This is a genomic window from Pseudomonas sp. s4 (genome assembly GCF_046764235.1).
In the GTDB taxonomy this organism is placed as follows: domain Bacteria; phylum Pseudomonadota; class Gammaproteobacteria; order Pseudomonadales; family Pseudomonadaceae; genus Aquipseudomonas; species Aquipseudomonas asiatica.
Window position 1 is genome coordinate 4,477,568 of record NZ_CP177209.1, and the last position, 19,790, is coordinate 4,497,357.

Here is a 19,790-nt window from a genome sequence, read left to right on the forward strand (position 1 = left end):
AAGGATTTATGGCGATATCGATGGGTATTTGCAGGAAATGCGCCAACCCGCTTAAAGGGCCAACAGTTTTTTAATCCGATGTGGTAGACAACGCAGGCCTTTCCGGCAGCGGCGCCGGCCATGAAAGATGACTGCCCGCAACGACACACTGACGTTTAACAGAGCAGCAAACCGAAAGGGCCATAAGGCAGCCTTATCACAATACACAGAGCGCTATCACGGTGACCAGAAAGCCGTATCAATCCGCCAACCAGCCCCACTCCCAATGGCGCAGGTTGTCATCGCGCAAAACGAAATCACGCATCACCGCCTCGCGCAACTCATCCCCCATGCGATAACTGGAGGCCGGGTCTGCGAGATGCGAGCGAATCGCTTCGACCCATTCCTTGGTGCTGTTGCCATACACCCGCGTGCAAGGCAAATAACCGCGGTACGCCTCGGTATCGGTACAGATAACCGGGTAACCACAGGCGCCGTATTCCAGCAAGCGCAGGTTGCTCTTGCAGTCGTTGAAGATATGGAACTCCAGCGGGGCCAGGGCCAGATCCAGATTCAGGCTGGCAAGCTTGGCCGGATAGTTGGCCAAGGCTACCGGTGGATGAAACTCATGCACGTACGGGCGAAGCTCATCTGGGCACATGCCGAAGAACACCCAATGAACCTCATCCGCCAAAAGCCGAACTGTTTCAGCAATGATTTCCAGGTCACCCGAATGACTGGTGCCGCCACCCCAACCCACACGTGGTTTCGAGGCCGTTGCCCTCTCGCACTTGAAAGCGCACCAGACCTCCGGGTCGAGCATGTTCGGGACTACGCGGAAATCACTGTGCATCGAGCCCAGCGCATCTGCCAGCGCCTGGGTGGTAACGACGACACGATCACACAACCCGATTGCGCGGCGCAGGTGCTGCTCGATATCTGCCGGCTTGTTACGGGCATGCTTGTTCTTCTTCGGCGCCTTGAGCACATAGTCGTCGATCTCGTAGATACGCCGCGCACTGGAAAACCTGGCCAGCCGTTCAAGGTCGCTGACCGAGTTTTCGTTATGCCGCAACTGCACCACGATGATATCGGGATTCATGCGGGCGAGTTGGACGGTATCCGGGGACTCGTACGAAACCCGTCCGACAATACGCCCGCCAGCCTCCAGACGGGCGAACGGTTCGGTGACCCTATACGCGCCAACTGCCGAGGCGTTCACAGGTAAAGCGAGCACCGAAGGCAGCGTCCGCGCGCAGAACGGGTCCCAACTGCCTTGCTGGCTGGCATCCAGGTCGAAATTGACACGCCCCAGCCCCAGGTTAGGATTATATGCGGGATCGCGCACGACCAACGAACGCCAACGCTCGAAAAAGACCGACTGCTGCTCGAACGTCGCGTTTGCGTGAGGCTCGCCAGAGGCTGCTCCAATCGCATACAAACACGCATAGGGCGTCCAGACGACCAGATAACCCAGGCTTCTCGCGCGCAGGCACAGATCGACTTCACCCAACCCTGCGGAAAACTGGGTGAGATCCAGAGCATCTAATGCGTCAAAAACTGACTTGCGCACAATCAGACAGTCACCTGCCACCGCACTCCAGTTCTGAGTGACCTGCAGACGTTGCAAATAGCCTCGACTTTGTCCTTCTTCACCCGCACATACCAGCCCTACGCCACCACTGCCGCCTAGAACCAGGCCTGCGTGAACGACTCTGTCATGCACATCCACCACTTTGGCGCCCACGATTGCCACCTCTGGACGCTGAGCATGGTTGAGCAACTCACCTAGCCATTGGCTCTCGCGGACTTGCAGCCCCGATGAAAGCATCAGCAGGTAATCGCCGCGCGCTGTCTTAGCGGCTTCGTTGATCATCCGCCCGACATCGGCAGCCCCACTCAAACGCAATACCCGAAGTATCGCGCCGCCCACCTCGGCCATTGCATGAAGCCAGTTGCCTGCAGCGGGCTCGATATCATCAGCCGCGACCAGTACCAATTCATAGCGCGAATACGTGGTCTGCTCCAGCACCGACATGACGCAGCGCTGAACGATCTGAAACGGCTGGTTACAGGGCAGCACAAGCGTGACGAGTGGCTGCTCGGTGTGCAGATAGTCGACTCGGTTAAGTACAGGCACTTCATCGTGGCGTATCTGGTGAGCGACACCCAGACGATTCAAGTGCTCGTGAAGCACGGGCTCGCTCTGGGCAATTACCGAATCTTGCGACAGCCACTGCGCAAATCCGAGGGTCGAATGCACCTGAATCTCGGCAATATGCTCAACTGCCTGAGGGCCTTTGGCCTCCACCAACCGCCAGAGCAGATCATGCGCCGCCAGGTCTGCAAAACGTGAATCTAGGCCGCCCAGCGTAGCGAACGCTGCTCGATCGAAAGCTAGAGTACGCCCGACGTACGGATAGCTACGCATCAGGTCGATGTTGAAAGCAGGTTTGAAAATCGGCTCGCAGAGCGCGCCATCCACCCAAGTATCTTCATCGCTGTAGATACAGCCCAACCCCGGCATGACGGCGATGCGCTCCGCCAGCAACAGCAACGCGGTGTCGACAAGCCTGTCACCCGCATGCAACAGGTAGACCCAATCGCTTTCAGGCAAAGCGGCTACGACTCGATTGATCTGGCCGACCCAGTCCCCCTCCAGCGCATGCTGAGCAACCCCCGACCACACACAGCCTTTGACATCAGATAACACAACGCAATCCTGGGCTACGTAGCACTGCGCCTGAACGCTGTACACAGTCTGACTGAGCTCATCCAGGCTACCGGCCAGATCCAGTATCACTACGGCAACTCGGGGTTTGCGGGGCCAGGACTCGAAGGTACGGGGCAGCTGCTTGAGCTGTGCAGCACTCAGTTGACGCTCATCCACCCAGGCCTGGTAAAGCTCGGCGTAACTTTCACTGTCACTACCGATACGGCAACGCATGGTCTGCTGCCAGTTGCCCAACAGCAACACCAGATTCATCTCGCGCCATTGACCCGGCATGAGCGAGGTGTCCGACAGTGCCCGATAACGTACCCACCCTTGCGCCGGGGCTTGCTCGCCACCACGCTGCTCCAGCATCTGACGCAGCCAGCCCCATTCGCGCACGAGCGATGCCCTCACCGCTGACTGTTTGCTCAAGCGCTGGGCATGCAGGCGTTCAATCACCAGGACATCGCCGAGCAGCATCAACTGCCCGGTGCGCATCAAACAGCAGAAGAGCACCATATCCAGCAATGCCACGAACCCCTGCTCATCCTGCGTCAATGCGCACAAGAAGCTCAAGACCTGCTCACGCCGCATCATCGCTGAGGAGAAGTTGCCGAGGAAATTAGCCGGGCTATCGTTCAGGATCGACAATATGTCGTTGCCATTGAACAGGCTGTCGGTGTCAACAAACCGGGCATTGGCCAAGCGCATCGGCAGCACATAGCTGTTCTCGTCGACGAACATGCGCTGAGCGAGAACCAAGCTGACCTCGCTATCATCTGCCAGACACTTTGCCTGGCGCGCCACGCATAGCGGCATCAGCCGGTCATCGTCACACAACACCTTGACCAGCTCGCCAGATGCCATCTGCACAGCTTGGACCAGATTGCCGACAAACCCGAGGCGACGCTCGTTACGAACATAACGCACCGCCCTACCGCTCTGCTCTTCAACGCAACGCACGATCGTTTCGATCTCATCCCCTTCACTGTCATCACAGACCAGGACCTCGAGGTTCTCGTAGGATTGCCCCACCGCGCTCTGCAACGCCACGGCGAAAAAGCGCGCGCTGTAGGCAGGAATGAGGATGCTGACGAGGGGTTGTTCGTTCACGTTGGAGCCTTGAGAAAAGGGGCTGCGTCAGAGCGGGCACACTGACACAGCGAAGTTGAAACAGGAGGGGAAAGAATCAGATGTAGTTGACCAGCGAAAGCCCGGCGACTTTCGCATACGCTTGCAGCGAAGCTTGCAGCATGTTGGTCTGCATCTGCAGGCGCAGCATCACTTCTGCCGGGTCGCTTTCACGGATCGAGCTCTGAGTCTTGATGTTCTCGGTACTCAGCGCCTCGTTGGTCTCCGACTGAACGTCCAGCGCCTGTCCACGGCCACCGATGGCGCTGACGGACGACGAAACCTGATTGATAGCGCTGGTAATGTTACCCACGGCCGAATCCAGCGAAGCCAGGAAGTTCTGTCGAGCAACCGGATCATTATCCATCGGCGTGGTCAATGCGGTACGCAGCTTGCTGATGGTGTCCAGCGGGTTCTGGGTCTGGTGGGTATCGACCTTGACCGCAAACAAATCGCCCGCACTTGGCGCGCCCGACAATTCGAAACTGACGCCAGCCGCTGTCGCGGTAGTGCCACTCGCCCCGCCGAGCGCCCCAGACGCTATAGGGCGGCTATTGGCAGTAACCGGAGTTGCATACAGCTCGAACGTCGAGCTGCTGGTGAACTTGAGCACGCCCCCCCCTGACGGGAAAGCGGCCTTGTAGGCAGCCTGATCGGTGATGGTCGCGCCCGTCACCTGCTCGGAGGAGGTATTGCCAGGGCTGCGGGTGCCGGAAACCTCATCGGCCTTGGAGCTCAGGTTGAACGTATGCCCTGCGATAGCAGCATCTTCATTACCCTTGTCGCCATCCTTGAAGGTGATGTCCAGGCGCAGATCGACACCGCGGAAGCTGATGCTGGTGTTGTCGCCATTGGGGTCGAACTTGCCGCCCTGGCTGGCCTCGAGCGTGACGTCATTGCCGTCGACATCGGTGATCTTGTATTCGGTGCTGCTGAGGAATTCGATGGTGTATGGCTCGCCACTGCGGAAGCGATCGTTGTACAGGCTGTTGCCGGAGACCTGGCCGTTGGACAGGCTGACGCGGCCATCGTCGGTGGCCGGCGCGGTCAGGCTGGTCTGGCTACGGCTGGTGTTGAGCGCCTGCTCGAAGGCGTCGTAGCCGGTTTCATTGGCCGCCAGGCTGAGCATGTCACCCACCTGCAGGTTGAGCTTGCCCTGGTCGCCCTGGTAGCTGTAGGTGCCATCGGCATTGCGCGCGTAAGGCGGGGTATCGCCCTTGGAACCGGAGAAGATGTACTTGCCGTTCTCGTCCTTGCTGTTCATCAACGAGAACAGCTGGTCTTCCAGCGACGCCAGTTCGTCGGCGTTGGCCTTGCGGTCGGCATCGGTGAACGTACCGTTGCCAGAGCTCACCGCCAGCTCGTTGACCCGCTGCAGGATGGTGCCGATGGAGTTCAGGGTGCTTTCGGCAGTGCCCAGGGCGTTACGTACGTTGACGATGTTGCCGCTGTACTGCTTCAGCATGTTCTGCTGTTGTTCCAGTTGCAGCAGACGCGCCGCACCCACCGGGTCATCCTTGGCCGAACGCACGCGAATGCCATCGCTTGCCTCCTGCTGGCTCTTCACCGTCTTGGCGAAGTTGCTCTGGTAGTTGGCCTGGTTGGTGTTGTAGAACTGCGAAGTAGAGATGCGTACGCTCACGATCTACGGCTCCTTAAAGACTGTTGATCAGGGTGGCGAAGGTTTCCTGGGCCGCCTTGATGATCTGCGACGACGCGGTGTAGTACTGCTGGAACTTGACCAGGTTGCCGGTCTCTTCATCGATCGACACACCCGACAGGCCGTTGCGGCTTTCCACTGCCGAGGCATGCAGGGCAGTGGTGGCATCGCTGTCCATCTGCGCCTGGCCGGCCTTGCCGCCAACATTGGAGACCAGCTTGGCGTAGGCATCGGTGAAGCTGATGCCCTTGCCGTTGGCGCCAACCTCGACCGTGGACTTGGTCTGCAGGTCGATCACCGACAAGGCGTTGCGGTTGTCCGCCGAACCTGCGCCGCTCAGCGCCACGGTATAGCTGTCGCCGTTCTTCGGCGCGCCGGAAACGCTCATCTCGAAGGTGAAATTGCCACCCAGCGAATTGCCGCTGCCATCGACCATCGGCACCGACAGCTGCAACTTGTTCTCCTGCCCCGGCACGATGGTGCCACTGCCGATTTCGGTGCCCTTGGCGTCGTACATCTTGTAGGCCTGGGGCGAACTGGTGTCATCGCCGAACACCAGCTTGACCGGGGTCGAATACTTCAGGCCAGTCTGCAATTGCGAACGCTGGGCGGCATCGTAGATGTCCATTTCCGAGGTCAGCGTCGGCTGGGTGATGACGCCGGTACCTTTGTTGCCCGATCCACTGGTGGCGGTCAGCGGCGAAGCCAAGGCCAGGCGCTTCGGGTCGGTCAGGACAGTGTCGATGCCTGCGGCGGCATTGCGGGTCGGGGTGATCTTGAAGCTGTCGCCAGCACTCAGGCCGCCACCATTGAGCGACAGGGTGAACCCGTCGATCACCGGAGGCGGCGTGTCGGTGAGGTCGAAACTGCCCATGTCGGTGCCTTCCGGCAACTTGCGCACGCTGTAGCCAGTGGCGCTGGTGAAGGTCACCTGGTAATCGCTGGTGCTCAGCTTGCCGGTGTCCTTGATGGTCACATCGAGGTTGCCGGAGCCGGTGCTGTTGCCGGTCTTGGCGACACTGCGCTGGCTGATGGCAGCGGCGCTGTTGATATCGCCGAACAGGGTGGCACCGAAGTCACCGTTCTTGTCGATGCCCTGGGCCAGCTGGCTGTTGATCGCATCGGCTACTACCAGGGCCACGCGACCGAGCTCGTTGAGCGCCGGGTCGAGGGTATCCTTGCGGTAGCGGATCAGGCCGCCAAGTTCACCACCGGTAGTGGTGCTGGTGATGTCCATCTTGGTCGAGCCGCGATTGAGGATCAGGCTCATGCGGGTCGGGTCGGTGGCGCTCGGCTGCACGCCGATGGTCTGGGTGGTGTTGCCCAGCACCAGGGCCTGGCCGTTCTTCAGGTAGATGTCGTAGTTGCCGTTCTTCTGCTCTACAACGTCGGCACCGATCAGCGCCGACAATTCGCGCACCGCACCGTCGCGCTGGTCGAGCAGGTCGTTGGGCTGGCCATTGACGGCCGTCATCTTGGAGATCTGGCCGTTGAGGTCGGCAATCGACTGGGTCAGGGCGTTGACCTTGTCAGCGATCGACGCCATGTTGGCATTGATGTCGCTGTTCTGCTGGTTGAGCTGCGCCGACAGGGTATTGAAGCGCTTGGCCAGGGACTGCGCGCTGGTCAGCAGCAGTTGGCGCGAGGCGTCCTCGCTCGGCTTGGCCGCAGCATCCTGCATCGCACTGAAGAAGCTTTTCAGTGCAGCGGTGATACCGGTGTCGCTGCTCGACAGGGCGGTATCCAGCGGCGTGATCTGGTTCAGGTACGAGGTGGCATCGCTGCTCAGCGAGGTGGTGCTGCGCAGCTGGTTCTCGAGGAACGCGTTATAGACCCGGCGCACATCCGCCAGGGTAGTACCGCTGCCGATGAACACCTGGCCGACTTGCTGCCCGCCCTTGGTCTTCTGCACGTTCTGCTGGCGCGAGTAGCTTTCGACATCGGCGTTGGCGATGTTGTTACCGAGGGTGTACATCCCCGATTGCGCGGCGCCAAGCCCCGACATACCAATGTTGATCAGACTCGCCATGGTTCCATGCCCTTAAAGTTTCGTTGCGGTACCGAGCATTGCGTAGTGCTCGTACGACTTCATCTGTCTTGCGATCTGCGAGATCTTGCTGGCGTAATTCGGGTCGGTGGCGTACCCGGCCTTTTGCAACTCTTGCACGAACTGCTCTGGTTTATCGGCGGCCTTCACCGCATCTTGATAGCGCGAATTGTTCTGCAGCAGGCTGACCAGGTCGTGGAAGCTGTCCTGGTAGGAATCGTAGGAGCGGAACGCCGCCGTCTCCTTGACGAACTGGCCATCGCGGAACTCGCTGGTGATCGCCCGCGCCTCGCCACCTTCCCAGTTGCCGGTTGCCTTGATGCCGAACAGGTTGTGGCTGCTGCTGCCATCGGTGTTGCGCATGACCGATTTGCCCCAGCCGGTTTCCAGGGCGGCCTGCGCCACCAGGTAGCGTGGGTCGATACCGATGCGCTTGGCCGCCTGCTCGGCCATCGGCAGCATGGTGGCGACGAACTCGTCGCTGTCGGCAAAGGCCTTTTTCGGTGCCAGCGGTGGCTGGGCCACGGCGCGCCCGAGGATGCGCAGGCCGTTGTCCGGCACGGCGAAGGCCTTGGCCACTTGCTGGCCGTCACGGGCCTGCACGGCTGCGGTATTGGTGCTGGCCGCCGACGGCACGATGCCGGCCATCAGGCGGTCGGTGAGCTTGCTCGGCAGCGCCAGGCGTCGCGAATTGAGCGCGGCGACGTCGTTGCGGGTGGCGGTCGACTGGGCGGCATGCACGGGCTCGGCCACCTTGTTGCCCCACAGCGTCGGGGCATTGCCCTCGATGCGCGGAAACGGGCTGGTGTTGGCCGGCGTGCCCTTGTTCTTCGACAGCTGGCGCACCAGTACGTCCTGCAGCCCGATACCGCCGCCTTCGCGAGACATGCTCACGGCCAGTTGCTGGTCGTACATGTCGCGGTACTGCTTCACCGTTTCGGTGTTCATCGGGTTGTCGTCGGCCAGCACGTCGCTGGCCTTGCGCGAGGCCTTGAGCATTTCGCTGATGAACAGCGACTCGAACTCCTGGGCCACCTTGCGCACGTTGGCGTCGCTGTCGCGATCGCCATGCTTGAGCGAGCTCAGGCGGTTGAGGTCGGTGTAGGCGCCGCTGTCGGCGCTGCCGGAAACCAGGCTTTTGCTGTTCATCCGCGCCGTCCTCAGATCACGATCAGGTCGGCCTGCAGGGCGCCGGCCTGTTTCAGGGCTTCGAGGATGGCCATCAGGTCGCTGGGCGCTGCGCCCACCTGGTTCACCGCACGGACGATTTCATCCAGCGTGGTGCCCGGGCCGAACTTGAACATCGGCTTGGCTTCCTGCTCGGCGTTGACCCGCGAGCGCGGCACCACGGCGGTCTGCCCATTGGAGAACGGCCCCGGCTGGCTGACGATCGGGTCTTCGGTAATGGTCACGGTCAGGCTGCCGTGGGTCACCGCGGCCGGCGACACCTTGACGTTCTGGCCAATGACGATGGTGCCGGTGCGCGAGTTGATGATGACCTTGGCGACCGCCTGGCCCGGGTCGATCTCGAGGTTCTCGAGGATCGACAGGTAGTCCACGCGCTGGCTCGGGTCCATCGGCGCAGTGACCCGTACCGAACCGCCGTCCACGGCCTGGGCCACGCCCGGGCCGAGCAGGTCGTTGACCTTGTCGACGATGCGCTTGGCAGTGGTGAAGTCGGGGCGGTTGAGGTTCAGGGTCAGGCTGTTGCCCTGGTTGAAGCCGCTCGGCACTGCACGCTCGACGGTAGCACCGCCAGGGATACGACCGGCCGACGGAACGTTGACGGTGATCTTCGAACCGTCACGGCCCTCGGCATCGAAGCCGCCCACCACCAGGTTACCCTGGGCCACGGCATAGACGTTGCCGTCGATACCCTTGAGCGGGGTCATCAGCAGGCTGCCGCCGCGCAGGCTCTTGGAGTTACCGATCGAGGACACGGTAATGTCCACCACCTGGCCTGGCTTGGCGAACGCCGGCAGGTCGGCATGCACCGACACTGCCGCAACGTTTTTCAACTGCACGTTGCCGGAGCCGGCCGGCACCTTGATGCCGAACTGCGACAGCATGTTGTTGAAGGTCTGCAGGGTGAACGGCGTCTGGGTGGTCTGGTCACCCGTGCCATTGAGCCCCACCACCAGGCCGTAACCGATCAGCTGGTTGGAGCGCACGCCAGAAATGCTGGCGATGTCCTTCAGGCGCTCGGCCTGGGCGCCGAAGGCACAGGACAGGAGCAGGGTTGCGGCAATCAGCTGCCTCACGTTGAACATGGTCATCCGTACTCAGAAAGGCCAAAGCGGGCTGATGAAGAAGCGGTCCAGCCACCCGGGCTGGCTGGCATCGGCGAACGAGCCGGTACCGGAATAGGTGATGCGCGCGTCGGCCACGCGAGTGGACGGCACGGTGTTGTCGGTGGCGATGTCGTCGGCGCGGATCATGCCGGCGATGCGCACCAGCTCTTCGCCGGTGTTCAGGGTCAGCCATTTCTCGCCGCGCACGGCGATGATGCCGTTGGGCAGCACTTCGGCCACGGTCACGGTGATGGAACCGGTCAGGGTGTTGCCCTGAGTGGCCTTGCTGTCGCCCTTGGTGGCGCGCTCGCCGCTGTAGCCGGCCTCCAGCGACAGGTCACCACTGCCGAACGGGTTGTTGGTGTTCGGCGTAGTGCCGAACAACGATGTCAGGCCGATGTTGGCGTTGCTGTTTTTCTGGATCTGCGAGCCGGCGTTCTTGCTGGCCGATGTGCGCTCGTTGAGGGTGATGGTGATGATGTCACCCACCCGGAACGCCTTGCGGTCGCTGTACAGGTTCTGCTCGAAGCCGGCCTGGTAGATCGAACCGTTGTTGGCCGCTGCCGGCAACGGGGTGCGCGGCAGTACCGGCGCGTAGTACGGGTCGTTGGGCTTGGGCGTCGGCGCGACGCAACCTGCCAGCAACACCGCCCCCCCCAGGGCGAAAACGGACAACAGACGATTCATGACGCTTACCTCACGGGTGCAACGGAGTGACGGGGTTAGAGCTGCCTGCTTCAGAGCTGTTGAGTAACGAACGACAGCATCTGGTCAGCCGTGGAAATGACCTTGGAGTTCATCTCGTAGGCACGCTGGGTAGTGATCATGTTCACCAGCTCTTCCACGGTGCTGACGTTGGAGTTTTCCAGGGTCTGCTGCAGGGTGGTGCCGAAACCGTTCAGGCCCGGGGTGCCGACTTGCGGCGCGCCACTGGCGGCGGTTTCGAGGAACAGGTTGTCGCCAATCGCCTGCAGGCCGGCCGGGTTGATGAAGTCGGCGGTCTGGATGTTGCCGATCACCTGCGCAGCCGGGTTGCCGGCGGTGGTGATCGACACGGTGCCGTCCTGGCCGACGGTGAAGGTCTGCGCGTCGTTCGGCACGACGATGGCAGGTTCCAGGGCGAAACCGTTGGCGGTGACGATCTGGCCGTCGGAGTTCAGGTGGAAGGTACCGTCACGGGTATACGAAACGGTGCCGTCCGGCTGCAATACCTGGAAGAAACCACGGCCGTTGACCGCCATGTCCAGCGGGTTTTCCGTGGTTTGCAGGCTGCCGGTCTGGAAGTTCTTCTGGGTGCCGACGATGCGCACACCAGTACCGACCTGCAGGCCGGAAGGCAGCTCGCTGTCCTGGGTGGACTGCGCGCCCGGCTGGCGTTTGATCTGGTACAGCAAGTCCTGGAACTCGGCGCGATCACGCTTGAAGCCGGTGGTCGAGACGTTGGCCAGGTTGTTGGAGATGACCGTCAGGTTGGTGTCCTGGGCGGACAGGCCGGTTTTAGCGACCCAAAGAGCCGGAAGCATGTAAGTTCTCCTCGTGCGCCTGTTTTACGGCACTCGTTCAAAAGTGATTAGCCGATTTGCAAAACACGCGCCATGGCTTCGTCGCCTTCCTTGGCCGCGTTCATCATCTTCACGTGCAGTTCGAATTGACGGGACAGCGCCAGCACCGAGGTCATTTCTTCCACGGCGTTGACATTGCTGCCTTCCAGGAAGCCCGACACCACCCGCACGTTGACGTCGGCGTCTGCCGGCTGGCCGTCGCGGGTATGGATCAGGCCATCCAGGCCCTTGGTCAGGCCTTTGGTATCGGGGTTGACCAGCTTGATGCGGTCGACTTCGGCCATCACGCGCGGGTCTTCCCCCATGGAGCGGATGCTGATGGTGCCATCGGCGCCGACTTCGACCTTCTGCTCTGGCGGAATCGCAATCGGGCCGCCGTTGCCGATTACCGGCATGCCGTTGCCGGCACGCAGCACACCAAGGGCATCGATGTTCAGGCTGCCGGTGCGTACGTAGGCTTCACTACCATCGGGCGCCTGCACGGCGATGAAGCCCTTGCCGGTCACCGTCACATCCAGATCGCGGCCGGTTTCCACCATCGGACCTTCGCTGAAGTCGGTGGCCGGGCGCTCGGTCATGGCAAAGGCGCGCGACGGAAAGCTGTCGCCGAACACCGGCATCGAGCGGGCCTGCTCCAGGTCTCGCTGGAAACCGTTGGTGGAAATGTTCGCCAGGTTGTTGGCGTGCGCCTTCTGGGCCAGCGCATTCTGGCTCGCGCCGGTCATGGCCACGTAAAGCATCTTGTCCACAGTCATCCTCCATTGCACTGGCGGTCGTTTGCCGCTCGCCGTTGCTATGCGAGCTAGAAAGCAAGTTCCGAACCAACTTTGCGAAATCATGAAAAAGCCCGTGGATACGGGCTTTCGAGGGGGCAGTCGACGTGTTGGACGCCGGTTATCCGGCGCTTGGTTGCCGATGACGGCAAACCTGTACCGGCCTCTTCGCGGGTGAACCCGCTCCCACAGGCACAGCGCGACACCTGTGGAGCGGGTTTACCCGCGAAAAGGCCAGTACAGGTTTATTCAAGGCTCGCGGCAAGCGCCGTTGCTGTAGGGGCCGGCGAACTTCTTCCAGCCATCCCCCGGCGGCCATTGCGAGCAGACCAGGCGCCCGTCCACCTGGCTTTCCCAGCGCCACCAGGGCGCGGTACCGGCCTGGGCCTGGTACAGGCAGAAAGCAGCAACCAATGTGACAACCAGCCTTTTCATGACCCCTCCGGCAAAGACGACGAACCCCTTCATGACAAAGGGGTTCGCCCACATACACTCAGCCAGCAACCATCAGGCCATCTGGATGACGGTCTGCATGATGGTGCTTTCAGTGGAGATAGTCTTGGCGTTCGCCTGGTAGTTGCTCTGCGCCTTGATCAGCTCGACCAATTCCTGAGTCAGGTTCACGTTCGAGCCTTCCAGCGCGTTGGACTCGACGCTGCCCAGGGTACCTGTCTTCGGTGCATCGATGCCTGGGATGCCGGAGGTGTAGGTTTCGGTCCAGCGGGTACCACCAATCTGCTGCAGGCCCTGCTCGTTGGCGAAGCTGGCCAGGGCCACCTGGCCAATGGCGCGGGATTGCTGGTTGCTGAAGCTGGCGAACAGCACACCCGTCGAGTCGATGCTCAGGCTCGACAGGATACCGGTCGCGTAGCCGTCCTGAGACTGCGACATGCGCGCGGTCTCGGTGTTGTAGGAAGTGGTGCTGTTCATCGCCAGGCGCATGCCATCGGCATTGCCTACCGCGCCATTGGAGATCCAGTTACCCGCAGAATCCTCCACCGCCGGCACCCAGCCAGTCATGGTGAAGGTATTGTTGGTCACGGTGAACGACGAGCCCGCCGGGTGCCCGGTATTGTCCGCAGTCATGCTCTTGACCGAGCCATCGCTATTGAAGCTGATGGTGCCAGTCAGCGGCACGGTGGAGGATGGGGAAAACGGGTTGCGCCCATCGACCAGGGTGTACATGGTCCACTCATTGGTGCCAGTCTTGCGATAGAACTGCTCCATGGTGTGCTCGTTACCCTGGCTGTCGTACACCTTGGTCGGGAAAGACTTGGTGTAAGTCGTCTGATCGGAAGGATCGAACGGCAGGTTCGGCACCATCACGCCAGTGCCATCGTCCACTTCCAACGGGATGTCGGCGGCCGAAGAATTCAGGTTGATGCCCTGGTCGATCAGCGATGTTGCCTTTGGCTGCAGCGCCGACGTATCGATCTGCAAATCGGTCAGCACGCCCTTCTGGATCTTGCCAGTCGAGTCGGCGGCATAGCCCTGCAGGCGCAGGCCGTCCGAGGTAACCACGAAGTTGTCCTTGCTGGCCTGGAAAGCACCCGCACGGGTGTACACGCGCGAGCCGTTATCGGACAGCACGAAGAAGCCCTGCCCCTGGATCCCCATATCCAGCACGTTGCCGGTGGTGTTGACGTCACCCTGGGTGAACTGCTGGGAAACCGCTGCCAGGCGCACGCCGTTACCCACCTGGTTCTTGCCAACACCCAGGCGGTTGGAACCTGCATAGACATCGGCGAACTCGGCACGCGACGACTTGAAGCCATTGGTGTTGACGTTGGCGATGTTGTTGCCGGTGACATCCAGTTGCTTGTTTGCTGCGTACAGACCGCTAAGGCCGATATTGAAAGACATGAATTCGCTCCTTTTGCCGCTCTAGCGGGCCTTAGATACCGATGGTTTGCACGTCGGAGAGGGACACTTTGCCAACACCGGCGAGGTTGAGCACCATTTCGCCGGCGGCACTGAAACTGACGCTGGTCACCTTGGCTGGCAACAGCGTGTTCATCTGCACCGACTTGCCATCCACCGTGGTGGTGGCAGTGAAGGTGTAAGTACCAGGATCGACTTTCTCACCACTGCTGTTGGTACCGTCCCAGATGAAATCGGCGTAACCGGCTTTCTGCTCGCCCAGCTCGATGGTCTTGACGGTATTGCCGTCCTTGTCCTTGATGGTGATCTTCGCTTCGCCGATGGCTTGCGGCACGACGAACTGCGCATTGAAGCTTTCTGCGGTGTCGACCACGGCCTTGTCGTTCTGCACTACCACCGAACGCCCGACCAGCGACGACGCCTGCAGGGCCTGGGACGAGGCCATGGCGCTGGTGATGGAGTTGACCGATTCGTTCAGCGAGGTAATGCCTTCCAGGCTGCTGAACTGCGCCAACTGGGCAACGAACTCACCGTTGTCCTGTGGGTCCAGCGGGTTCTGGTGCTGCATCTGGGTGACCAGCAACTGCAGGAACGCGTCCTTGCCGAGCGAGTCGTTGCCGGTCTTGGATGCGGTGTCCGTGGTCTTCTTGGTGCTGGTGCCTACACCCGACGCCGCGAGCACGTCGTTGAGGTTCACACCGTTGGTATCGATTGCCATGCTCTGGTTTCCTTATCACTGACCGAGGGTCAGGACCTTCTGCATCATGGCCTTGGCCGTATTCATCAGCTCGGCGTTGGTCTGGAACGCGCGGCTGGCGGAGATCATGTCAGCCATCTCTTCAACCACGTTGACGTTCGGGTAGTAGACGTAGCCGTCCTTGTTCGCCGCCGGGTGGTTGGGCTCGTAACGGGCCTCCAGATTGCTCTGATCCTCGACGATGCCTTTTACCTGCACGCCCTGCCCTGCTTCGCCCTGGTCTTCGAACAGCGACTGGCTGCCGCCGGCCTGTGCGTCCTGGAAGGTGGTGGCGAACACCGGGTGGCGGGCGCGGTAGGTCTGATCGATGCTCGAAGATACGGTCTCGGCGTTGGCGATGTTGGAAGCAACGGTGTTCAGGCGCGTGTTCTGCGCACTCATGCCGCTACCGGCAATGTTGAAGACGCTGGAAAGGGACATGATCATTCTCCCCGCAGGGCCGAAACCAGCCCTTTGAATTTACTGTTGAGCAAGGTGAAGCTGGCCTGGAAGCCGACGGCGTTTTCGGTGTAGTTCGATTGCTCGATCTGCGCGTCCACGGTGTTCTGGTCGATCGACGGCTGCGTTGGCGTACGGTACTTGAGGGTATCGTCGGCCATGGCCAGGCCCTCGGCCTCGATATGGCGGCTGTTGGTACGATCGAGGCTGAAACGGCCGCCGCTCTGCTGCTTGTCGCTCTCGGCAGCGAGCACCGATGCGAAATCCATGTCGCGCGCCTTGTAGTTGGGCGTGTCGGCGTTGGCGATGTTGTTGGCCAGCACTTCGGCGCGCTGGGCGCGGAAGCCCAGGGCCTTTTCGTGAATACCAAGCGCCTTGTCGAAGCTGATGCTCATGTCGGGGAAACCTTCGGAGGTTGACCGGAATATCGTTGGGCAAGGTATAGCAAGGGCTGTGCCAACCAATAGAAAGCCCGGAAATACGGGCTTGCAGGGCAAGGTGCTGTCAGAGTGATGCCAGAAAAGCGGCAAAGGCCTTCCGCCTTCGGGCGCGAAAGCGGCAATTGCCGGGCGGCAAAAGCGGCAAAACAAAAAATTGACGTCAGTGTTTTGCGATAGAGGTGTTGCGCCTATGAGATCGAGCGCCGCCCGCGCGGCGCTTCGCGGGACAAGCCCGCTCCCACATTTGTTGCAACGTGGCCATGCCTGTGAGATCGGCGTTGCCCGCCTTGGTGAAGTGTTTGAGACTGGCGAGACGGCTGTAGCGCCAGCCCGGAAACCGCGTCAAGGCAACAAGGCTGACAACCATGGCCTGACAGGTTTGGCACGCTGCAACAAATGTGGGAGCGGGCTTGTCCCGCGAAGCGCCGCGCGGGCGGCGCTCGATCTCACAGACGCAACAAACCTTGACCCCGCCCCTACTTCGCCTGGTAGATGATCCCCGGACTGCACTGCACCATCTGATAATGGTCCGGCAACCCGTTCAGCGCCTCGGAAGCCCCGAGGAACAGATACCCACCCGGTTTCAAGGTACTGTGGATACGCAACAGGATGTCCTTCTTCACCTGCGCCGAGAAATAGATCAGCACGTTACGGCAGAACACCACATCGAACTTGCCCAGGCTGGCATAGCTGTCGAGCAGGTTGAACGAGCGGAACTCGACGCGGCTGCGAATCGCCGGCTTGACCGCCCAGCGCCCCGGCCCCTTGGTGTCGAAGTAGCGCTGCAGGCGCTCCTGGGACAAGCCTCGGGCAATCGCCAGGCTGTCGTACTCGCCGGTCTTGCAGTTGGTCAGCATGGTGCCGGACAGGTCGGTGGCAACGATCTGCGCGCCCATCTTCAACTGGCCGAGGTTGCTACGCTCGAACTCGTCGATGGCCATCGAGATGGAATACGGTTCCTGCCCCGACGAACAGGCCGCCGACCACATGCGCAGGCGCTGGCCGGGGTTGTTGCGGATGAACTCGGGGATGACCTTGTTCTTCAGCACCTCGAACGGATAGGTATCGCGAAACCACAGGGTCTCGTTGGTGGTCATGGCATCGACCACCTGCTCGCGCAAGCCGCCGCGCGGCTGGGCCTGGATGCGCTGCACCAGCTCGCCCAGGCTCTTGATGCCCTGTTGCTCCATCAGCTTGTTGAGACGGCTGGAGACCAGGTACTGCTTATTCTCGCCCAGCAGGATGCCACAGGCTTTCTCCAGGAAGACCCGGAACTGTTCGAAATCCAAATTACCCGTAGACACTACTGCCGCCTCTTTTAAATCACTGGTGCCGGGGGCCTGCCCCCGGCTGCTTCAATGCGTTGCCTTGATCCGGTCGACCACCCGCTGGGCCAGGTCGTCCGGCTTGAACTTGGCCAGGAAGTCATCGGCACCGACCTTCTTGACCATCGCCTGGTTGAACACCCCGGAAAGCGAAGTATGCAGGCAGATGTGCAATTTTTGCATGCGCGGATCGCTGCGGATCTCCGCCGTTAGCGTATAGCCGTCCATTTCCGGCATTTCAATGTCCGAGATCATCATCAGGAACTCTTCTTCCGGCTTCTTGCCCTCATCCACCAGCTGGCGCAGGTAGTTCAGGGCCTGACGACCGTCATTGAGCGCCACCACCTCGACCCCCACGGTCTGCAGGCAGCGGCTGACCTGCTTGCGCGCCACCGACGAATCGTCGACGGTGAGCACCCGAAGCAGCACGGCCTTGTCCTGCACCTCGGCATCAATCACACCGGCCGACACCGACTCGGAGGACGGCGCCACTTCGGCCAGCACCTTCTCCACATCGATGATCTCGACCATGCGGTTGTCCACCCGGGTGACCGCGGTCAGGTAGTGGTCGCGGCCGGTGCCCTTGGGTGGCGGATGGATCTCTTCCCAGTTCATGTTGACGATCCGCTCCACCGAATGCACCAGGAAGCCTTGGGTCTTGGTGTTGTACTCGGTGATGATCACGAAACTGTTGCGCGTGTCTTCCTGCAGCGGCCGCAACCCGGTGGCCATCGACAGGTCGAGGATCGGGATGGTCGCCCCGCGAATATTGGCAACACCACGCACCACCGGGTGCGCCTTGGGCAGCAGGGTCAGCGCAGGGCATTGCAGCACTTCCCTGACCTTGAATACGTTGATGCCGTAAAGCTGCTCGCCATTGAGGCGGAACAGCAGCAATTCCAGGCGATTCTGCCCCACCAGCTGCGTGCGCTGGTTGACCGAATCCATAACACCTGCCATGCCAGACTCCTTTATGTTTCAGCCTTTCGTTGCAACTCAGGTAGCGAGTCGGCACGGGCTTTGCTTTTTTGAGCGCCATGTACACGAAAACGACATTTTTCCGACGATTGACGCGCCTGCTGACTGGCTCGCTGGCCATGCTGTGCCTTCTGGTGCCCGGCGTTCGCACGGTAGCGGACGCGTTTACCTTGCCTGAACAGCTTATCGGTGTCACTCAAGGGTTTCTTGAATTCAGCGTCGAAGATTATCTGGCCACCACCCAGACCGCCGGCCGTTACGAGATCCAGGTCAATCCGCTGGACCCGCGCCTGCGTATGCCGCTGTGCAGCCAGCAGCTGGACGCCTCGCTGGAAAGCCCGGCTCAGCCGTTGGGCCGCGTCACGGTGAAGGTACGCTGCGAAGGCTCAGCGCCCTGGACCGTGTTCGTGCCGGCCACCGTGCGGCTGTTCCGCGACGTGGTGGTGGTGACCCGGCCGCTCAAGCGCGACAACGTGGTGGACGAAGGCGATGTGGCCCTGCGCGAGCGGGATGTCGGCACCCTGGGCCAAGGCTTCCTGACCGAACTGGAACAGGCGGTGGGCATGAAGATGCTGCGCCCCACGGTGATCGACCAGGTACTCACCCCGCAACACTTGGAACAGGCCGAGGTGGTGCGCAAGGGTGACCACGTGGTGATCATCGCCCGCAGTGGCAGCCTGAGTGTGCGCATGCCCGGAGAAGCCCTGAGCAAGGGTGGCCTGAGCGAACAGATCCGGGTGCGCAACCTCAATTCCAAACGGGTGATCAAGGCCAGGGTGACCGGCCCTGGGCAGGTCGAGGTAAGTATGTAGCCAGCCCACTGATTTGCGCTGGCGGTGAGGAACCGCTTTTCCTAAACTGTGTCAGAAAACGGGTTCGCGAGCTTGCTGACAGGCGGCTATGCATTTGTGCCTAAAGTTTCTTTCGGGTTGGCCGAAAACAAGGCAAGCGTCCAAATACCCAGAGGTTTCTGATCATGGTCATCGACTTCAGTCGTTTGAATAACTCTCCGTCCGTCACGGGCGGCGTGCGCGGCAACAACGCGTCCGGCAGCGCCGAAAAACCGGCAGCCAGCCAGGAAGCGGCAACCGCCACCAGCGCCAGCGGAGAAGCGGTACACCTCAGCCAAGAGGCCCAGCAGTTGCAGAAGATCAGCGACAAGCTGCGCGACGAGCCGGTGGTCAACAGTGCCCGTGTGGCCCAGTTGAAACAGGCGATCGCCGACGGCAGCTACCAGGTCGATGCCGGCCGGGTCGCCAGCAAACTGCTCGATTTCGAAGCCCAGCGCTGACCGTTCGGCGCGCTGACTTCACGGACGCTAGAAAAGCCAAGAGTTAGCCATGCACGACACCACCTTGCTGCAACTGATCGAAGATGACATTGCCCCTATGCAGGAACTGCTGGACCTTCTGCAAAAGGAAGCGGTCGCCCTGCATGGCCGCGACATGGCGCCACTGGAGAATATCCTGGCCCGCAAGCAGTCTTTGATTGTGCTGCTGGAGCAGCAAGGCCTGCGGCGCAACAACCTGCTTGCCAGCCTTGGCCTGAGCCCTGATCGCGCCGGAGTGGAGGCCGTGGCGGCACAATCGCCGAACGGTGAACTGCTGCTGCAGCAACTCGATGTGATCAGCCAGCTGATGCAAGCCTGCCAGCAGCTCAACGAGACCAATGGCCGGATCATCCAGGTGCAGCAGCACGTCACCAACAACCAGATCCGGATCCTCATGGGCGGCGATTCTCCGTCGCTCTACGACAGCCGCGGCAGCACCTCGCCGCTGGCCAAGCCACGGGCGCTCAGCCAAGTGTGATTTTTCT

18 protein-coding genes are annotated in these 19,790 nt (G+C 61.2%); 3 read left to right on the plus strand and 15 right to left on the minus strand.

Going from position 1 to position 19,790, the window contains the following annotated elements:
- Positions 1-238 precede the first annotated feature (238 nt).
- From ACK56M_RS20780 to ACK56M_RS20850, 15 genes are all read right to left on the minus strand, one after another.
- On the minus strand, positions 239-3,805 hold the full coding sequence (locus tag ACK56M_RS20780; protein ID WP_411958966.1) for a glycosyltransferase: 3,567 nt from the start codon (positions 3,803-3,805) through the stop codon (positions 239-241).
- Between the two features lie 76 nt (positions 3,806-3,881).
- Entirely contained in the window at positions 3,882-5,465 is a 1,584-nt protein-coding gene (locus tag ACK56M_RS20785; protein WP_173895923.1) for a flagellar hook-associated protein 3, read from the minus strand.
- Positions 5,466-5,478: 13 nt separating this feature from the next.
- Positions 5,479-7,512, minus strand: coding sequence for a flagellar hook-associated protein FlgK (gene flgK, locus ACK56M_RS20790; protein ID WP_054573092.1), 2,034 nt, complete (start codon positions 7,510-7,512; stop codon positions 5,479-5,481).
- Positions 7,513-7,524: 12 nt separating this feature from the next.
- Positions 7,525-8,679 carry a flagellar assembly peptidoglycan hydrolase FlgJ gene (gene flgJ, locus ACK56M_RS20795; protein WP_054573091.1) on the minus strand — a complete coding sequence of 385 codons (1,155 nt, stop codon included), beginning with the start codon at positions 8,677-8,679 and terminating at the stop codon, positions 7,525-7,527.
- 11 nt (positions 8,680-8,690) lie between these two features.
- Positions 8,691-9,800, minus strand: a complete 1,110-nt coding sequence (locus tag ACK56M_RS20800) for a flagellar basal body P-ring protein FlgI (protein ID WP_015271237.1) — start codon at positions 9,798-9,800, stop codon at positions 8,691-8,693.
- Between the two features lie 12 nt (positions 9,801-9,812).
- Positions 9,813-10,508: a flagellar basal body L-ring protein FlgH gene (gene flgH / locus ACK56M_RS20805; RefSeq protein WP_015271238.1), complete on the minus strand. Its 696-nt coding sequence runs from the start codon at positions 10,506-10,508 to the stop codon at positions 9,813-9,815.
- A gap of 50 nt (positions 10,509-10,558) precedes the next feature.
- On the minus strand, positions 10,559-11,344 hold the full coding sequence (flgG, locus tag ACK56M_RS20810; RefSeq protein ID WP_015271239.1) for a flagellar basal-body rod protein FlgG: 786 nt from the start codon (positions 11,342-11,344) through the stop codon (positions 10,559-10,561).
- Positions 11,345-11,391: 47 nt separating this feature from the next.
- Positions 11,392-12,132, minus strand: coding sequence for a flagellar basal body rod protein FlgF (locus tag ACK56M_RS20815; RefSeq protein WP_015271240.1), 741 nt, complete (start codon positions 12,130-12,132; stop codon positions 11,392-11,394).
- A gap of 273 nt (positions 12,133-12,405) precedes the next feature.
- Positions 12,406-12,591 (minus strand): hypothetical protein, encoded by a 186-nt coding sequence (locus ACK56M_RS20820; protein WP_015271241.1) that lies wholly within the window; start codon positions 12,589-12,591, stop codon positions 12,406-12,408.
- Positions 12,592-12,663: 72 nt separating this feature from the next.
- On the minus strand, positions 12,664-14,019 hold the full coding sequence (flgE, locus tag ACK56M_RS20825; RefSeq protein WP_015271242.1) for a flagellar hook protein FlgE: 1,356 nt from the start codon (positions 14,017-14,019) through the stop codon (positions 12,664-12,666).
- Between the two features lie 31 nt (positions 14,020-14,050).
- Positions 14,051-14,755 carry a flagellar hook assembly protein FlgD gene (gene flgD, locus ACK56M_RS20830; protein WP_003257261.1) on the minus strand — a complete coding sequence of 235 codons (705 nt, stop codon included), beginning with the start codon at positions 14,753-14,755 and terminating at the stop codon, positions 14,051-14,053.
- A 15-nt stretch (positions 14,756-14,770) separates the two neighbouring features.
- Positions 14,771-15,214 (minus strand): flagellar basal body rod protein FlgC, encoded by a 444-nt coding sequence (gene flgC / locus ACK56M_RS20835; RefSeq protein ID WP_003257260.1) that lies wholly within the window; start codon positions 15,212-15,214, stop codon positions 14,771-14,773.
- A 2-nt stretch (positions 15,215-15,216) separates the two neighbouring features.
- Complete coding sequence (gene flgB, locus ACK56M_RS20840) at positions 15,217-15,627, minus strand: flagellar basal body rod protein FlgB (RefSeq protein WP_015271243.1); 411 nt, start codon at positions 15,625-15,627, stop codon at positions 15,217-15,219.
- A gap of 521 nt (positions 15,628-16,148) precedes the next feature.
- Positions 16,149-16,976, minus strand: a complete 828-nt coding sequence (cheR, locus tag ACK56M_RS20845) for a protein-glutamate O-methyltransferase CheR (RefSeq protein WP_015271244.1) — start codon at positions 16,974-16,976, stop codon at positions 16,149-16,151.
- Positions 16,977-17,027: 51 nt separating this feature from the next.
- On the minus strand, positions 17,028-17,957 hold the full coding sequence (locus ACK56M_RS20850) for a chemotaxis protein CheV (protein ID WP_039612677.1): 930 nt from the start codon (positions 17,955-17,957) through the stop codon (positions 17,028-17,030).
- Positions 17,958-18,034: 77 nt separating this feature from the next.
- Here ACK56M_RS20850 and flgA point away from each other — a divergent pair, with 77 nt between their 5' ends.
- The 3 genes from flgA to ACK56M_RS20865 all read left to right on the plus strand — a co-directional run bounded on the left by flgA (position 18,035) and on the right by ACK56M_RS20865 (position 19,783).
- Positions 18,035-18,787 carry a flagellar basal body P-ring formation chaperone FlgA gene (gene flgA, locus ACK56M_RS20855; RefSeq protein WP_137137643.1) on the plus strand — a complete coding sequence of 251 codons (753 nt, stop codon included), beginning with the start codon at positions 18,035-18,037 and terminating at the stop codon, positions 18,785-18,787.
- Between the two features lie 164 nt (positions 18,788-18,951).
- On the plus strand, positions 18,952-19,266 hold the full coding sequence (gene flgM, locus ACK56M_RS20860) for a flagellar biosynthesis anti-sigma factor FlgM (RefSeq protein WP_137137644.1): 315 nt from the start codon (positions 18,952-18,954) through the stop codon (positions 19,264-19,266).
- 49 nt (positions 19,267-19,315) lie between these two features.
- Positions 19,316-19,783 carry a flagella synthesis protein FlgN gene (locus ACK56M_RS20865; protein ID WP_015271248.1) on the plus strand — a complete coding sequence of 156 codons (468 nt, stop codon included), beginning with the start codon at positions 19,316-19,318 and terminating at the stop codon, positions 19,781-19,783.
- Positions 19,784-19,790: the final 7 nt, after the last annotated feature.

What these genes read in the sequence shown, in the direction of transcription:
- flgK (WP_054573092.1), bottom strand. Translation starts at nt 7,512, where the DNA reads ATGGCGAGTCTGATCAACATTGGTATGTCGGGGCTTGGCGCCGCGCAA.
- flgJ (WP_054573091.1), bottom strand. Translation starts at nt 8,679, where the DNA reads ATGAACAGCAAAAGCCTGGTTTCCGGCAGCGCCGACAGCGGCGCCTAC.
- ACK56M_RS20800 (WP_015271237.1), bottom strand. Translation starts at nt 9,800, where the DNA reads ATGTTCAACGTGAGGCAGCTGATTGCCGCAACCCTGCTCCTGTCCTGT.
- flgH (WP_015271238.1), bottom strand. Translation starts at nt 10,508, where the DNA reads ATGAATCGTCTGTTGTCCGTTTTCGCCCTGGGGGGGGCGGTGTTGCTG.
- flgG (WP_015271239.1), bottom strand. Translation starts at nt 11,344, where the DNA reads ATGCTTCCGGCTCTTTGGGTCGCTAAAACCGGCCTGTCCGCCCAGGAC.
- ACK56M_RS20820 (WP_015271241.1), bottom strand. Translation starts at nt 12,591, where the DNA reads ATGAAAAGGCTGGTTGTCACATTGGTTGCTGCTTTCTGCCTGTACCAG.
- flgE (WP_015271242.1), bottom strand. Translation starts at nt 14,019, where the DNA reads ATGTCTTTCAATATCGGCCTTAGCGGTCTGTACGCAGCAAACAAGCAA.
- flgD (WP_003257261.1), bottom strand. Translation starts at nt 14,755, where the DNA reads ATGGCAATCGATACCAACGGTGTGAACCTCAACGACGTGCTCGCGGCG.
- flgC (WP_003257260.1), bottom strand. Translation starts at nt 15,214, where the DNA reads ATGTCCCTTTCCAGCGTCTTCAACATTGCCGGTAGCGGCATGAGTGCG.
- flgB (WP_015271243.1), bottom strand. Translation starts at nt 15,627, where the DNA reads ATGAGCATCAGCTTCGACAAGGCGCTTGGTATTCACGAAAAGGCCCTG.
- ACK56M_RS20850 (WP_039612677.1), bottom strand. Translation starts at nt 17,957, where the DNA reads ATGGCAGGTGTTATGGATTCGGTCAACCAGCGCACGCAGCTGGTGGGG.
- flgA (WP_137137643.1), top strand. Translation starts at nt 18,035, where the DNA reads ATGTACACGAAAACGACATTTTTCCGACGATTGACGCGCCTGCTGACT.
- flgM (WP_137137644.1), top strand. Translation starts at nt 18,952, where the DNA reads ATGGTCATCGACTTCAGTCGTTTGAATAACTCTCCGTCCGTCACGGGC.
- ACK56M_RS20865 (WP_015271248.1), top strand. Translation starts at nt 19,316, where the DNA reads ATGCACGACACCACCTTGCTGCAACTGATCGAAGATGACATTGCCCCT.